Below are 14,803 nucleotides of genomic sequence, written 5' to 3'. Positions count from 1 at the left end.
GGGGCGGCTCGGCGGGCGGGCGCTTCTCGGCCGCGACGCGGCGGGGCGGGACGGCGAGGCGGAGCACGTCGGTGACCGTGCCGCCCCAGCGCTCGGCCACCGCGCGGGCCAGCGTGACCACCTCCGGGGTGAGCACCGGCTCGGCGGAGACGACCTTGGCCAGCGGCGCGAGCTTGCGCCCCGACTCGCTGACGTCGGTCAGCTCGAGCACGAAGCCGTCGACCAGCTGCCCGGCGAAGCGCACCCGCACCCGGCACCCGGCCCGCACCTCGTCGGCCAGCGCGTCGGGGACGGCGTAGTCGAAGGGCCGGTCCAGGTGGGCCAGCGGCACGTCGACCACGACCCGGGCCACCCGGGGCGTGCGGGTGCCCGGGTCATGGTCCGGGAGCTGCTGCGTCGGGGCCGAGGTCAGCGGGGTCTCCGTTCGGCGGGGTCGTCTCCTGGCAGTGTCCCCGCCGGGTACGACAGGCCTGCGGAGCAGCCGCAGCCAGCACCCCGAGGCTGACCCCGAGCCCGGTGACGTGCTGGAACGGCCCCCTTGCAGGGCCCTGCCGCGAGCCTGCGAGCGGTGGGGGGCAAGGGGTCCTCCTTCAGACCCCCGCGACCGAGCGGAGCGCGTCAACCCGGTCCAGCCGCTCCCAGGGCAGCTCGACGTCGGTGCGGCCGAAGTGGCCGTAGGCGGCGGTCGGGGCGTAGATCGGGCGCAGCAGGTCCAGGTCGCGCACGATCGCGCCGGGGCGCAGGTCGAAGACCGAGCCGATCGCCTTCTCCAGGACGTCGTCGGAGACGGCGCCGGTGCCGAAGGTCTCGACGAACAGGCCGACCGGGTGCGCGGCGCCGATGGCGTAGGCCACCTGCACCTCGCAGCGGCGGGCCAGCCGGGCGGCGACGACGTTCTTGGCCACCCAGCGCATGGCGTAGGCGCCCGAGCGGTCGACCTTCGACGGGTCCTTGCCGGAGAAGGCACCGCCGCCGTGGCGGGCCATGCCGCCATAGGTGTCGACGATGATCTTGCGGCCGGTCAGCCCGGCGTCGCCCATCGGGCCGCCGATGACGAACTTGCCGGTCGGGTTGACCAGCAGCCGGTAGCCGTCGGTGGGCAGGCCGAGGGCGGCGAGCTCGGGCTCGACCACCAGCTCCTGCACGTCCGGGGTGAGCAGCTGCTCGATCGAGATGTCCTCGGCGTGCTGCGAGGAGACGACCACGGTGTCCACGCCGACCGGGCGGTCGTCCTCGTAGACGACCGTGACCTGGGTCTTGCCGTCGGGCCGCAGGTAGGGCACCGAGCCGTCCTTGCGCACCGCGGAGAGCCGGCGGGAGAGCCGGTGCGCCAGCGCGATCGGCAGCGGCATGAGCTCCGGGGTCTCGTCGGTGGCGTAGCCGAACATCAGGCCCTGGTCGCCGGCGCCCTGCCGCTCGATCTCGTCCTCGGTGGCGCCGGCGGTGCGCGCCTCGTACCCGGTGTCGACGCCCTGGGCGATGTCCGGCGACTGCGCGCCGATCGAGACGCTGACCCCGCAGGAGGCACCGTCGAAGCCCTTGCGGGAGGAGTCGTAGCCGATGCCGAGCACGGTCTTCCGGACGATGTCGGCGATGTCGACGTAGCCGGCCGTGGTGACCTCACCGGCGATGTGGACCTGACCGGTGGTGATCAGGGTCTCGACGGCGACGCGGCTGCGGGGGTCCTGCGCGAGCATCGCGTCGAGGATCGAGTCGCTGATCTGGTCGGCGATCTTGTCCGGGTGGCCCTCGGTCACCGACTCGGACGTGAAGAGGCGGCGTGACACGCGGTACTCCCTGGGGTCGGGAACGGTGGGGTGGGCGCCCGGGCGTGGGCGTCTCGTCGGGTGCACGTTACCGGCGCGCGTCGCCGCCGGTGTCGGACTCAGGCCAGCCGGGGGCCGACGACGTCCCAGATGCCGGCGGCCACGGCGTCCTTGCTGCCCTCCGGCAGCTCGGTGGCGGTGCCGTCGGCGGCCAGGACGACGGCGGCGTTGTCGGCCCGGCCGAACACCCGGCCTGCCGAGACGTCGTTGACCACCAGCAGGTCGCAGCCCTTGCGGGCCAGCTTGGCGCGGGCGTGGGTGAGCACGTCGGCCTCGTCGTCCCCCGTCTCGGCGGCGAAGCCGACGACCAGCTGCCCGGTGGGGCGCTTGGTCACCAGCTCGGCGAGGACGTCGGGGTTGCGCACCAGCGGGACGGCCTCGGGCTCGGCGGCGCTGCCCTTCTTCAGCTTGGTGGACGCGACCGTGGCGGGCCGGAAGTCGGCGACCGCGGCGGCCATCACCACGACGTCGGCGTCCGCCGACTCGGCGAGCACCGCCGTGCGCAGCTCCTCGGCCGTGCCGACGCCGACGACGCGGACGCCGAAGGGCGCCGGCAGCTCCACGTTCGCGGCGACGAGCACCACCTCGGCGCCGCGGGCGGCGGCGACCCGGGCCAGTGCCCAGCCCTGCTTGCCCGACGAGCGGTTGCCCAGGTAGCGGACCGGGTCCAGCGGCTCGCGGGTGCCCCCGGCGCTGACCACGACGCGGCGGCCGGCGAGGTCCGCGGCGAGGGCTGCCGGGCCGGCGGCGAGCACGACCGAGGCGAGCGCGGCGATGTCGGCGGGTTCGGGCAGCCGGCCGGGACCGGAGTCCGGGCCGGTCAGCCGGCCCACCGCGGGCGGCAGCACGATCGCGCCGCGGCGGCGCAGCGTGGCGACGTTGTCCTGGGTGGCCGGGTGCAGCCACATCTCGGTGTGCATGGCGGGGGCGAACACCACCGGGCAGTGCGCGGTGAGCAGGCTCGCGGTGAGCAGGTCGTCGGCGCGGCCGGCGGCGGCCCGGGCCAGCAGGTCGGCGGTGGCCGGCGCGACGACGACGAGGTCGGCGGCCTGGCCGATGCGGACGTGCGCCACCTCGTCCACGTCGGACCACACGTCCGTGGTGACCGGGTTGCCCGACAGCGCCTCGAAGGTGGCCGCGCCGACGAAGTGCAGGGCGGCCGGCGTCGGGACGACGCGGACGTCGTGCCCGGACTCGGTGAACGCGCGCACCAGGAGGGCGGCCTTGTAGGCGGCCACGCCCCCGGCGACGCCCAGCACGATGCGGCTCATGCGGTCATCCTCCACACACGACGACGCCCCCGGCGGCCGCCAGGGGCGTCATCCTCACAAAGGGCGGAGCGGCCGGCCGCAACGCCACCAGCCGTGGCCCCGGTCCAGAGGCTCGCCCCGAGCTTGCGAGGGGTGAGGAGGACCGGGGTCCTCTTTCAGTTCTCGCCGGCGGTGTGGGTGAGCAGGCCCTCGTTGATCTCGCGGAGTGCGATGGAGAGCGGCTTCTCCTGCGGGGCGGTGTCGACCAGCGGGCCGACGTACTCCAGCAGGCCCTCGGAGAGCTGGCTGTAGTACGCGTTGATCTGGCGCGCGCGCTTGGCGGCGAAGATCACCAGGCCGTACTTGCTGCTGGTGCGCTCGAGCAGCTCGTCGATCGGCGGGTTGGTGATGCCCTCGGGGGCGGGTGCGACTCCGGACACGGGCGGGCGTGCTCCTCAGCTCGTCATCGGGGAGTGGCGGGCGGCGGCGCCGGGCCCCGTCACTCGGACGCGCCGCTGCTCCGGAGGGACCCGGGCGACGGCGCAGTCAGCAATCCTACCAACTCGTCGGCGGCACGGGCCACGTCGTCGTTGACGACCACCAGGTCGAACTCCCCGGCGGCGTCGAGCTCGGCCTGCGCGATGCGCAGCCGCTCCTCCTGGACCGCCGGCGGCTCCGAGCCCCGGCCGGCCAGCCGGCTGACCAGCTCGCCCCAGGACGGCGGCGCGAGGAACACCAGCTGGGCGTCGGCGTCGCGGGCCCGGACCTGCCGGGCGCCCTGGAGCTCGATCTCCAGCAGCGCCGGCCGCCCGGTGGCGAGTCGCTCGCGCACCGGGGCGACCGGCGTGCCGTAGCGATTGCCGGCGTACTCGGCCCACTCGAGCAGGCCGTTCTCGGCGACGAGCCGGTCGAACTCGGCGTCGCTGACGAAGTGGTAATGGACCCCGTCGACCTCACCGGGCCGGCGCCGGCGGGTGGTGGCCGACACCGACACCCAGACCTCCGGGTGCCGGCGCCGGACCTCCGCCACGACCGTGCCCTTGCCGACCCCCGAGGGGCCGGAGAGCACGGTCAGCCGTGCCGGGGCGTGCTCCGGGACAACAGCTGCCACTCGTCGTCGTCCTCGACCTCCGGGTGCCTGGACCTGCGGGTCAGCCCTCGACGGGGACCTGCTCGGCGGCGACCTTCTCGCCGCCGAACTCCGTCTCGAGGGCCCGGCGCTGGTTGGCACCCAGACCGCGCACCCGGCGGGTCGGGGAGATCTCGAGCCGCTCCATGATCTTCGCAGCCCGGGCCTTGCCCACACCGGGCAGGGACTCCAGGACGGCGGAGACGCGCATCTTGCCGATCACCTCGTCGGTCTCGCCCTGGCGCAGGACGTCACCGACCGTGGCGCCCTTGCTCTTGAGCCGCTCGCGCAGCTCGGCTCGGGCCTTGCGGGCGGCCGCGGCCTTCTCGAGGGCTGCGGCGCGTTGTTCGGGGGACAGGTCAGGGAGGGGCATGGTGCGACCAATCTGTCGTCGCCGGCCATCCGTTCGGCCGGCGGGGGCTCGGGCTGTGTCGGGGGCAGGACTCACTGCTGAGCCTGTCGGCCAACCTAGCTCTCGCTATATGTGCAGGTCACGCCGGTCCGAACCCCTGGTTTCCGGCAATCGGTGAGGTTACGGTGACACTCTGTGGTCACATGGGCTCACCGTGGGTCATCGCCGCAGGTCAAGGGGGGTTGCGGCGAGCTCCGGTACCGGGCGGTCACCGCCGGACCGGCCCCCGACACGCCGGGCCCGACACGCCGGTCGGTGGTGTGAACGCGCTGGTGGACGCCGGACCGGTCCGTTCAGGAGGAGGCCGCGCTCCCCCGCCGGCCCCCCACGGCGGCGAGCAGCACGGCACCGGCTCCGGCGAGGCCCGGTCCTGCCAGGTGCGCCCGGGTCCACACGACCGCGTCGTCGGAGGCCAGGTCCGTGGTGCTCGAGTAGGCGCTCGACGACAGCGGCTCGTAGCTGCCCTCGTACACCACCTGCCCGCCCCCGCCGGCCACCGCGAACACCACGGCACCGGCCACCACGAGGAGCAGGCCCAGCCCGGTCACGAGCCAGGGCGCGGCCCGCCTCACCCGGCCAGCTCCACGGCCCAGCGCTCGGCGGCGGCACGCAGCCCGGCCGGGTCGGGGCCGGCGGCGAGCACGTCCCGGGACACCGTCGGGACGACGGCGGTGCCGGTGCCGAACAGCCGGCGCAGGTCGGCCACCGACCCGCCCTGCGCACCCAGTCCCGGGGCCAGCACCGGCCCGCCGAGGCCGGTCAGGTCGACGTCCAGCTCGCGGAGTGTGGCCCCGACGACGACGCCGAAGGAGCCGGACGCGTCGGCGGCGTTCCAGCCGCGCACGGTGTCGACGACGACCTGCGCGACCGACCGCCCGTCCACGACGGCGTGCTGCAGCGTGCCGGCGTCCGGGTTGGAGGTGCGGGCCAGCACGAACAGCCCGCCGCCGTGCTCGCGGGCGGTGTCGACGGCCGGCTGGAGCGAGCCGGGGCCGAGGTAGGGGCTGACGGTCAGGGCGTCGGCGGCCATCGGGTGGTCCGGGCGCAGGTAGCCGGCGTAGCCGTCCATCGTCGAGCCGATGTCCCCGCGCTTGGCGTCGAGCAGCACCAGCGCACCGGCAGTGCGGGCGCGGGCGACGCCGTCCTCCAGCACGGCCAGCCCGCGGGAGCCGTGCCGCTCGTAGAAGGCCAGCTGCGGCTTGAGGACGGCGACGGTGCCGGCGAGGGCGTCGACGACGGTGTCGGTGAACCGGGCCAGGCCCGCGGGGTCGTCGGGCAGGCCCCAGCGCTCCAGCAGCGGCGCGTGCGGGTCGATGCCCACGCACAGCGGCCCGCGGGCGGCGACCGCGTCGGCGAGGCGCTGTCCGAAGGGCGCCGTCATCGCGCCGGCTCCAGCGCGCAGGGCAGCGTCTCTCCCAGCGCGGCCACGCAGTCGCGGGCGAGGAACGGGTTGGCGAAGGCCCCGGACGCCGACTGCACGGCGTCGGCGCCGAGGGCGAACAGCGCCTTGAACGAGGCCGGGTCGGTGACCCCGCCCATGGCCAGGACGTCGAAGTGCCGGCCGCCGGCCTCGCGGAGGGCGACCAGCCGGCGGGTGAAGTCCAGCGCGGAGTCGCGCACCGCGGCCCCCGACAGCCCGGCCAGCCCGCGGCCGGGGAAGGTCGGCTCGCCGTCGCTGCGCCGCACCCGGCTCTGCAGCGTGTTGATGCCCGCCACGCCGTCGACCAGCGGCGCCAGCCGGGGCACCAGCGCGGCCAGCGCCGCCTCGTCGAGCCAGGAGAGCTTGGCGACCAGCCCGGTGCGGTCGTCCAGCGCCCGCCGCACGCCCTCGACGACGGCCACGCTGGCGTCGGCGTCCAGGCACAGCGGCGGCTTCACGCCGGAGGCCGAGGGGTTCAGCGTGTTCGGGCAGGACAGGTTCAGCTCGACGACGCTCGCGCCGGACTCCTCCGCCAGCCGGGCCGTGGCGGCGAAGTCGTCGACCAGGCCGGTCCCGTTCCCCTCCCCCATGACGCTGACCACCAGCAGCTGGTCGTCGTCGATCGTCGCCAGCGACCGCTCGAGGTCGGCCATCCACTCCTCGGGCGTCAGCGACGGGACGCCGAAGGAGTTGACCGTGCTGACGTCGGGCGAGCCGGGCTCCACCCAGTCCCACGGGTCGGCGGTGACCTCGGCGGCCGCGCCCGGGGGCAGGCTCTGCGTCTCCCGTGCGGCGAAGACCCAGTTCGGCTGGGTGTTGGGCTCGTGCGCGCGGCTGCGGACGGTCTTGTAGGTCAGCACGCTGTAGCCGTTGCGCGCGTTGTGCCGGACCCACTCCTCGCCGCCGTTGAGCACGCAGGCGGGCACGCCGATCGGGAAGCCGACGTCGCGGCCCAGCACCCGCCAGCGACGGTCCCCCGCGCGCGGCCGCTCGCGCAGCCGCGGCCCGACCGGGGTGGTCAGGTTGTCGCGGTAGGAGCCCAGGACGTCGTAGGCCGGGGTCGGCACGCCGGCGTCGGCGAGCAGGCCCCCGTGGCCGGCGGAGAACAGCACGCGGGTGAGCAGCGGCAGGTCGTCGTCCCCGGCGTCCCCGGCGGCGAGCCGCGCGGCCAGCCCGCGGGCCGCCGCGGCCAGCGCGTCGAGCTCCGGCTGCGGCGGCCGCGCGAAGCGGGTGATCCCGGCGAGGAACGCCTCGGGCAGGCCGTCGACCAGCCCGCGGCCGACCAGGTCGTCCCGCAGCCGCCCCACGGCGTCCCCCGGACCGCCTTCCGCGCGCGGGAGGCGGTCGGGACCGCCTCCCGCGCGCGGGAGGCTGGTCACGCGTCGGTCCCGGCGAAGGTGCTCGGTCCGCCGTGGGTGCCGCCGACGAGCGCCGCGTGGACCTCCTGCAGGCTGCGCACGCCCACGTCCCCGCGGCGCAGCGCCTCGACGGCCTGCACGACGGCGGCCAGGCCCTGCACGGTCGTGATGCAGGGGACGCCCTGGCTCACCGCCGCCGTCCGGATCTCGTAGCCGTCCAGCCGCGGCCCGCTGTTGCCCGGGGCGCCGAAGGGGGTGTTGACGACGATGTCGACGTCCCCGGCCGTGATCCGCTCCACGATGTTGCCCGGCCCGTCGCTGTACTTGCCGACGACCTCGCAGGTCACCCCGTTGCGGCGCAGCACCTGCGCGGTGCCGGTGGTCGCCAGCACCCGGAAGCCGAGGTCGGCCAGCCGCTTGACCGGGAAGATCGCCGAGCGCTTGTCCCGGTTGGCCAGGGAGACGAACACCGTGCCCTCGGTCGGGAGCATGCCGTAGGTCGCGGCCTGCGACTTCGCGAACGCCGTCCCGAAGCCGGTGTCCAGGCCCATCACCTCGCCGGTCGACTTCATCTCCGGCCCCAGCACGGTGTCGACGTTCTGCCCGTCGACGGTGCGGAACCGGTGGAAGGGCAGCACCGCCTCCTTCACCGCGATGGGGGCGTCCTCGGGCAGGTCGGCGCCGTCGCCGGTGGCCGGCAGCACGCCCAGGGCGCGCAGGTCGGCGATCGACTCCCCCACCGCGATCCGCGCCGCGGCCTTGGCCAGCTGCACCGCCGTCGCCTTGGAGACGAACGGCACCGTGCGGCTGGCGCGCGGGTTGGCCTCCAGCACGTACAGGACGTCGTCCTTGAGCGCGTACTGCACGTTGAGCAGCCCGCGGACGCCGATCCGGGCGGCGAGCTTCTCGGTCGCCTGGCGGATGCGCACCAGGTCGGTCGTCCCGAGGGTGATCGGCGGCAGCGCGCACGCCGAGTCGCCGGAGTGGATGCCGGCCTCCTCGATGTGCTCCATGACGCCGCCCAGGTACAGCTCGGAGCCGTCGAAGAGCGCGTCGACGTCGATCTCGACGGCGTCCTCGAGGAACCGGTCGACCAGCACCGGGTGCTCGGGGCTGACGTCGGTGGCCTTGGCGATGTAGGCCTCGAGCGTGGCGTCGTCGTAGACGATCTCCATACCGCGCCCGCCGAGCACGTAGGACGGACGCACCAGCACCGGGTAGCCGACGGCCGCGGCGATCTCCCGCGCCTCGGCGAAGGCGGTGGCGGTGCCGTGCTTGGGCGCGAGCAGCCCGGTGTCGGAGAGCACCCGGGAGAACGCGCCGCGGTCCTCGGCGTGGTCGATGGCCTCGGGCGCGGTGCCCAGCACCGGGACGCCGGCGTCCTTGAGCCGCTGCGCCAGGCCCAGCGGGGTCTGCCCGCCGAGGGTGCAGATGACCCCGGCGACCGGGCCGGCGGCGCGCTCGGCCTCGACCACCTCGAGGACGTCCTCGAAGGTCAGCGGCTCGAAGTACAGCCGGTCGGCGGTGTCGTAGTCGGTGGAGACGGTCTCGGGGTTGCAGTTGACCATCACCGCCTCGTAGCCGGCGTCCTGCAGCGCCATGACGGCGTGCACGCAGGAGTAGTCGAACTCGATGCCCTGCCCGATCCGGTTGGGCCCCGAGCCCAGGATCAGCACGGCCGGCTTCTCCCGCGGCTCGACCTCGGTCTCCTCGTCGTAGGAGGAGTAGTGGTACGGCGTGCGGGCGGCGAACTCCGCAGCACAGGTGTCGACGGTCTTGTAGACCGGCCGCACCCCCAGGCGCCGGCGCAGCGTCCGCACGCCGTCCTCACCGGCCAGCTCGGGGCGCAGCGCGGCGATCTGCCGGTCGGACAGGCCGTGCCGCTTGGCGCGGCGCAGCAGCTCCCCGGTGAGGGACGGCGCGTCGCGGACCTCGGCGCCGACCTCGCCGACCAGCGCGATCTGGTCGACGAACCACGGGTCGAAGCCGCTGGCCTCGGCGACCTGCTCGACGGTGGCGCCGGCGCGCAGCGCGGCCTCGGCCACGTAGAGCCGCCCGTCGACCGGGGTGCGCAGCGCCTCGAGCAGCTCCTCGGCGGAGCGCTGGTCGTCCGCACCGGTCCAGAACCCGGCGACCTTCGTCTCCGTGGACCGCATCGCCTTGCCCAGCGCCTCGGGGAAGTTGCGGCCCATCGCCATGACCTCGCCGACGCTCTTCATCGTCGTGGTCAGCCGCGGGTCGGCGCCGGGGAACTTCTCGAAGGCGAACCGCGGGATCTTCACGACGACGTAGTCCAGCGCCGGCTCGAACGACGCGGGGGTGACGCCGGTGATGTCGTTGGTGATCTCGTCGAGGGTGTAGCCGATGGCCAGCTTCGCCGCGATCTTGGCGATCGGGAAGCCGGTCGCCTTGGACGCCAGGGCCGACGACCGGGACACCCGCGGGTTCATCTCGATGACGACCAGCCGGCCGTCGGCCGGGTTCACCGCGAACTGGATGTTGCAGCCGCCGGTGTCGACGCCGACCTCGCGCAGCACCGCGATGCCGACGTCGCGCATCCGCTGGTACTCGCGGTCGGTGAGGGTCATCGCCGGGGCGACGGTCACCGAGTCGCCGGTGTGCACGCCCATCGCGTCGACGTTCTCGATCGAGCAGATGACGACCACGTTGTCGCTGCGGTCGCGCATCAGCTCCAGCTCGTACTCCTTCCAGCCCAGCACCGACTCCTCGATGAGGACGGTGTGCACCGGGGAGTCGGCCAGGCCGTGCGAGGCCATGCGGCGCAGCGCCGCCTCGTCGGTGGCGAAGCCCGACCCGAGCCCGCCCATGGTGAAGCTGGGCCGGATGACGACGGGGTAGCCGACCTCGGCGGCGGTCTCCAGCGCCTCCTCGACCGTCGAGCACACCCGCGAGCGCGGCGCGTCGGCGCCGATGGACCGCACGATGTCCTTGAACATCTGCCGGTCCTCGCCGCGGTTGATCGCGTCGACGTCGGCGCCGATCAGCCGGACGCCGTACTTCTCCAGCACGCCGTTCTCGTACAGGCCGATGGCGATGTTGAGCGCGGTCTGCCCGCCGAGGGTGGCCAGCAGCGCGTCGGGGCGCTCCTTGGCGATGACCTTCTCGACGAACTCCGGCGTCAGCGGCTCGATGTAGGTGGCGTCGGCGATCTCCGGGTCGGTCATGATCGTCGCCGGGTTGCTGTTGACCAGGCTGACCCGCAGCCCCTCGGCCTTGAGCACCCGGCAGGCCTGGGTGCCGGAGTAGTCGAACTCGGCGGCCTGGCCGATGAGGATCGGCCCGGAGCCGATCACCATCACGTGGTGGATGTCGTCCCGTCTGGGCATGTCAGGCCTTCTCCCCGGTGCTGTGCTCGACCACCGGCGGCGGGCCACCGGCCTGCGCGTCCCCGGTGCGGGCGGTCTCCATGAGGTCGACGAAGCGCTGGAACAGCGGCGCGGCGTCGTGCGGGCCGGCGGCGGCCTCCGGGTGGAACTGCACGCTGAACGCCGGGACGTCGAGGCAGCGCAGCCCCTCCACCACGTCGTCGTTGAGGCCCACGTGGCTGACCTCGACCCGCCCGTAGGGGGTGCCGGTCGCCCGGTCCAGCGGGGCGTCCACGGCGAAGCCGTGGTTGTGGCTGGTCACCCGGACCGTGCCGCTGACCCGGTCGAGCACCGGCTGGTTCAGGCCGCGGTGGCCGAAGCGCAGCTTGTAGGTGCCCAGGCCCAGGGCCCGGCCGAGGATCTGGTTGCCGAAGCAGATGCCGAACAGCGGACGGCGGGCGTCGAGCACCCCGCGCACCGCCTCGACCGCGTAGTCGGCGGCCGCGGGGTCGCCCGGGCCGTTGGAGAGGAAGACGCCGTCCGGGCCGTGCTCGAGCAGGTCCTCGGCGGTGGCGGTGGCCGGCAGCACGTGGGTCTCCACCCCCAGCTCGGCCAGGTGCCGCGGGGTGGCGGTCTTGATGCCGAGGTCGAGCGCGGCGATGGTGAACCGCTTCTCCCCCACCGCCGGGACGACGTAGGGGTCGTTCGCGGTGACCGCCGGCGCGAGGTCGGCACCGGTCATGCTCTCCGAGCCGCGCACCCGGGTGAGCAGCTCCTCGACCGGCAGGCCCTCGCTGCTGATGCCGGCGCGCATCGCGCCGCGCTCGCGCAGGTGGCGGGTCAGCGCGCGGGTGTCGATGCCGCTGATGCCGACGACGCCCTGCTCGACCAGCTCGTCGTCCAGGCTGCCCGTGGCCCGCCAGTTCGCCGGCCGGCGGGCGGGGTCGCGGACGACGAAGCCGGCCACCCACATGCGGCGGCTCTCGTCGTCCTCCTCGTTCACCCCGGTGTTGCCGATGTGCGGGGCGGTCATCACCACGATCTGGCGGGCGTAGCTGGGGTCGGTCAGCGTCTCCTGGTAGCCGGTCATGCCGGTGGCGAACACCGCCTCGCCCAGCGTCGTCCCGACCGCGCCGTAGGCCTCGCCCCGGAACGTGCGCCCGTCCTCGAGGACGAGCAGCGCCTCTCTCACTGCGCCCTCCGTTCGGCTCCGCGGTCGCTCCGCTCCTCGCTCGCAGAGCTCGCTGCGATGCTCACTCCCTGTCGCCTCACCGGGTCGCCTTTCCGTCGAGCACGGTCGCCTCGCCCCGCAGGAACGTGGCGACCACCCGGCCGGGGAGCTCCCGGCCGGCATAGGGGCTGTTGCGGCTGCGGCTGGCCAGCGCGGCGGGGTCGACGACCGCGCGCGTGCCCGGGTCCAGCAGCAGCAGGTTGGCCGGCTCACCCGGGGTGAGCGGTCGGCCGTGACCGTCGAGTCGCCCGATCGCGGCCGGCCGGGCCGACATCCGGTCGGCGACGCCGCGCCAGTCGAGCAGGCCCGTCTCCACCATCGTCGCGACGACCACCGACAGCGCCTGCTCCAGGCCCAGCATCCCGGGCCGGGCACTGGCCCACTCGGTCTCCTTGTCCTCGACCGCGTGCGGCGCGTGGTCGGTCGCGACCGCGTCGATCACGCCCTCGGCCAGCCCGGCGCGCAGCGCCTCGACGTCGGCGTCGGTGCGCAGCGGCGGGTTGACCTTGAAGACCGGGTCGTAGCCCTCGGCGCACTCGTCGGTGAGCAGCAGGTGGTGCGGCGTGACCTCGGCGGTCACCTGCACCCCCCGCGACTTGGCCCAGCGGAGGATCTCCACCGAACCCGCGGTCGAGACGTGGCAGACGTGCAGCCGCGCGCCGACGTGGTCGGCGAGCAGCACGTCGCGGGCGATGATCGCCTCCTCGGCCGCGGCCGGCCAGCCGGTCAGCCCGAGCCGGGCCGAGCGGTCGCCCTCGTGCATCTGGGCGCCCACGGTCAGCCGCGGCTCCTCGGCGTGCTGGGCGACGACGCCGTCCAGCGCCTTGACGTACTCCAGCGCCCGGCGCATCAGCGCGGGGTCGGCGACGCAGTGCCCGTCGTCGGAGAAGACCCGCACCCGGGCGGCGGAGTCGGCCATCGCCCCGAGCTCGGCCAGCCGCTCACCGGAGAGCCCGACGGTCACCGCACCCACCGGGACGACGTCCACCAGGCCGGCCTCCTGGCCCAGGCGCCAGACCTGCTCGACGACGCCGGCGGTGTCGGCGACCGGGTCGGTGTTGGCCATGGCGTGCACCGCGGTGTAGCCACCGAGTGCGGCGGCGCGGCTGCCGGACTCGACGGTCTCGGCGTCCTCCCGGCCGGGCTCGCGCAGGTGGGTGTGCAGGTCGACCAGGCCGGGCAGCGCGACCAGCCCGGTGGCGTCGACGACGTCGGCACCGGTCGCGGACAGCGACTCGCCGATCGCGGCGATCCGGCCGTCCTTCACGAGGATGTCGGCGGCGTCCTCGCCATAGGGGCGGGCGCCCTTGATGAGCAGCGTCACTGCGTCATCCCTCGCTTCGCTCGGCCGTTCGCTGCGCTCCTCGCTCGGGGGCGCTCGCTGCGATGCTCACTCACTGGCGGACCGTCCTCCCAGCAGCAGGTAGAGCACGGCCATGCGCACGGAGACCCCGTTGCCGACCTGCTCGACGATCGTGGAGCGGGCGGAGTCGGCCACCTCGGCGGCGATCTCCATCCCGCGGTTCATCGGGCCCGGGTGCATGACGATCGCGTCGTCGCCCAGGGCCCCCATCCGGCGCGCGTCCAGCCCGTAGCGGCGGCTGTACTCGCGGGCGCTGGGGAAGAACGAGGCGTTCATCCGCTCGGCCTGCACCCGCAGCATCATCACCACGTCCGCCTTGGGCAGGACGGCGTCCAGGTCGTAGGAGACCTCGGCCGGCCAGCTGCCCACCCCGACCGGCAGCAGCGTCGGGGGCGCGACCAGGGTGACCTCGGCGCCGAGGGTGTGCAGCAGCCGCACGTTGGAGCGGGCCACCCGGCTGTGCAGCACGTCGCCGACGACCGCCACCCGCACGCCCTCGAGCCGGCCGAGCCGGTGCCGGATCGTGTAGGCGTCCAGCAGCGCCTGGGTGGGGTGCTCGTGGGTGCCGTCGCCGGCGTTGACCACGCTGCCGCGCACCCAGTTGGCCAGCCGGTGCGGCGCCCCGGAGGCCGAGTGCCGGACGACGATCGCGTCGGAGCCCATCGCCTCGAGCGTCAGCGCGGTGTCCTTGAGGCTCTCGCCCTTGGAGACGCTGCTGCCCTTCGCGGAGAAGTTGAGGACGTCGGCGGAGAGGCGCTTGGCAGCCAGCTCGAAGGAGATCCGGGTGCGGGTGGAGTCCTCGTAGAAGAGGTTGACCACCGTCCGGCCCCGCAGCGTGGGCAGCTTCTTGACCTCGCGGCCGGCCAGCGCGGCGTCGATCTGCGCGGCGGTGTCGAGCACCAGCGTCGCGTCGGCGCGGTCCAGGTCGGCCGCCTCCAGCAGGTGGCGCTTCACCGCTCCCCCTCCGTGATCAGCACCTCGTCGACCCCGTCCACCTCGCTGAGGTGGACCTTCACCGACTGGCTGCGCGAGGTCGGCAGGTTCTTGCCCACGTAGTCGGCGCGGATCGGCAGCTCGCGGTGGCCACGGTCGACCAGCACCGCCAGCTGCACCGCGCGCGGGCGGCCGAGGTCGCGCAGCGCGTCCAGCGCCGCCCGCACCGAGCGGCCCGAGAACAGGACGTCGTCCACCAGGACGACGAGCCGGCCGTCGATGCCGCCCTCGGGCAGCACCGTCTCCTCCAGGGCGCGGACGCCGCGCAGCCGCAGGTCGTCGCGGTAGAGCGTGATGTCAACGGTGCCGACGTCGACCGGGGACCCGGAGAACGCCGCCACGCGGGCGGCCAGCCGGCGGGCCAGCGGGGCGGGGTTCTCCGGTTCCCCTGTAGACGTCGGAACCGATGACATCTGCCGCTTATACCCATCTCCCAGCCCACGAAAACGTAATAGATCATGTATGCAGGTTTCTGACTGAAAAAAAAAAAACAAA

Annotated in this window: 14 protein-coding genes; all 14 read right to left on the bottom strand. The window is 74.3% G+C overall.

Going from position 1 to position 14,803, the window contains the following annotated elements:
• The coding region (locus CNO22_RS19965; protein WP_456298006.1) for a primosomal protein N' family DNA-binding protein at positions 1 to 352 on the bottom strand (352 nt) is incomplete at its 3' end.
• Positions 353 to 590: 238 nt separating this feature from the next.
• A complete protein-coding gene (gene metK, locus CNO22_RS19960; RefSeq protein WP_100501016.1) occupies positions 591 to 1,787 on the bottom strand; it encodes a methionine adenosyltransferase in 1,197 nt (398 codons plus the stop codon).
• Positions 1,788 to 1,885: 98 nt separating this feature from the next.
• Positions 1,886 to 3,097 carry a bifunctional phosphopantothenoylcysteine decarboxylase/phosphopantothenate--cysteine ligase CoaBC gene (gene coaBC / locus CNO22_RS19955; RefSeq protein WP_100501015.1) on the bottom strand — a complete coding sequence of 404 codons (1,212 nt, stop codon included), beginning with the start codon at positions 3,095 to 3,097 and terminating at the stop codon, positions 1,886 to 1,888.
• Positions 3,098 to 3,252: 155 nt separating this feature from the next.
• Positions 3,253 to 3,516: a DNA-directed RNA polymerase subunit omega gene (gene rpoZ / locus CNO22_RS19950; protein WP_012949163.1), complete on the bottom strand. Its 264-nt coding sequence runs from the start codon at positions 3,514 to 3,516 to the stop codon at positions 3,253 to 3,255.
• Positions 3,517 to 3,575: 59 nt separating this feature from the next.
• Positions 3,576 to 4,187 carry a guanylate kinase gene (gene gmk, locus CNO22_RS19945; RefSeq protein ID WP_100501014.1) on the bottom strand — a complete coding sequence of 204 codons (612 nt, stop codon included), beginning with the start codon at positions 4,185 to 4,187 and terminating at the stop codon, positions 3,576 to 3,578.
• Positions 4,188 to 4,227: 40 nt separating this feature from the next.
• Positions 4,228 to 4,578, bottom strand: coding sequence for an integration host factor, actinobacterial type (mihF, locus tag CNO22_RS19940; protein ID WP_091217915.1), 351 nt, complete (start codon positions 4,576 to 4,578; stop codon positions 4,228 to 4,230).
• Positions 4,579 to 4,910: 332 nt separating this feature from the next.
• Positions 4,911 to 5,189: a hypothetical protein gene (locus CNO22_RS19935; RefSeq protein ID WP_100501013.1), complete on the bottom strand. Its 279-nt coding sequence runs from the start codon at positions 5,187 to 5,189 to the stop codon at positions 4,911 to 4,913.
• Positions 5,186 to 5,998, bottom strand: a complete 813-nt coding sequence (gene pyrF / locus CNO22_RS19930) for an orotidine-5'-phosphate decarboxylase (protein ID WP_100501012.1) — start codon at positions 5,996 to 5,998, stop codon at positions 5,186 to 5,188. The genes CNO22_RS19935 and pyrF overlap by 4 nt, the downstream gene beginning before the upstream one ends.
• On the bottom strand, positions 5,995 to 7,416 hold the full coding sequence (locus tag CNO22_RS19925) for a beta/alpha barrel domain-containing protein (RefSeq protein ID WP_232807191.1): 1,422 nt from the start codon (positions 7,414 to 7,416) through the stop codon (positions 5,995 to 5,997). Before CNO22_RS19925 ends, pyrF begins: the two co-directional genes overlap by 4 nt.
• Complete coding sequence (gene carB, locus CNO22_RS19920) at positions 7,413 to 10,742, bottom strand: carbamoyl-phosphate synthase large subunit (protein ID WP_100501011.1); 3,330 nt, start codon at positions 10,740 to 10,742, stop codon at positions 7,413 to 7,415. The genes CNO22_RS19925 and carB overlap by 4 nt, the downstream gene beginning before the upstream one ends.
• Before the next feature lies 1 nt (position 10,743).
• The gene (carA, locus tag CNO22_RS19915; RefSeq protein ID WP_100501010.1) at positions 10,744 to 11,913 is read right to left on the bottom strand and encodes a glutamine-hydrolyzing carbamoyl-phosphate synthase small subunit; all 1,170 of its coding nucleotides are present in this window, start codon (positions 11,911 to 11,913) and stop codon (positions 10,744 to 10,746) included.
• Positions 11,914 to 11,989: 76 nt separating this feature from the next.
• Positions 11,990 to 13,276: a dihydroorotase gene (locus CNO22_RS19910; RefSeq protein WP_100501009.1), complete on the bottom strand. Its 1,287-nt coding sequence runs from the start codon at positions 13,274 to 13,276 to the stop codon at positions 11,990 to 11,992.
• Between the two features lie 66 nt (positions 13,277 to 13,342).
• Positions 13,343 to 14,269, bottom strand: coding sequence for an aspartate carbamoyltransferase catalytic subunit (locus CNO22_RS19905; RefSeq protein ID WP_100501008.1), 927 nt, complete (start codon positions 14,267 to 14,269; stop codon positions 13,343 to 13,345).
• Entirely contained in the window at positions 14,266 to 14,721 is a 456-nt protein-coding gene (pyrR, locus tag CNO22_RS19900) for a bifunctional pyr operon transcriptional regulator/uracil phosphoribosyltransferase PyrR (RefSeq protein WP_269799611.1), read from the bottom strand. The genes CNO22_RS19905 and pyrR overlap by 4 nt, the downstream gene beginning before the upstream one ends.
• Positions 14,722 to 14,803: the final 82 nt, after the last annotated feature.

It is taken from the genome of Geodermatophilus chilensis (assembly GCF_002802985.1).
Classification (GTDB): domain Bacteria; phylum Actinomycetota; class Actinomycetes; order Mycobacteriales; family Geodermatophilaceae; genus Geodermatophilus; species Geodermatophilus chilensis.
The sequence above is the reverse complement of the archived record's forward strand: the minus strand, read 5'-3'. Positions and strand labels throughout refer to the sequence as shown.

Coding starts and splice junctions, on each gene's coding strand:
- coaBC (WP_100501015.1), bottom strand. CDS start 3,097: ATGAGCCGCATCGTGCTGGGCGTCGCCGGGGGCGTGGCCGCCTACAAG.
- mihF (WP_091217915.1), bottom strand. CDS start 4,578: ATGCCCCTCCCTGACCTGTCCCCCGAACAACGCGCCGCAGCCCTCGAG.
- pyrF (WP_100501012.1), bottom strand. CDS start 5,998: ATGACGGCGCCCTTCGGACAGCGCCTCGCCGACGCGGTCGCCGCCCGC.
- carB (WP_100501011.1), bottom strand. CDS start 10,742: ATGCCCAGACGGGACGACATCCACCACGTGATGGTGATCGGCTCCGGG.
- pyrR (WP_269799611.1), bottom strand. CDS start 14,721: ATGTCATCGGTTCCGACGTCTACAGGGGAACCGGAGAACCCCGCCCCG.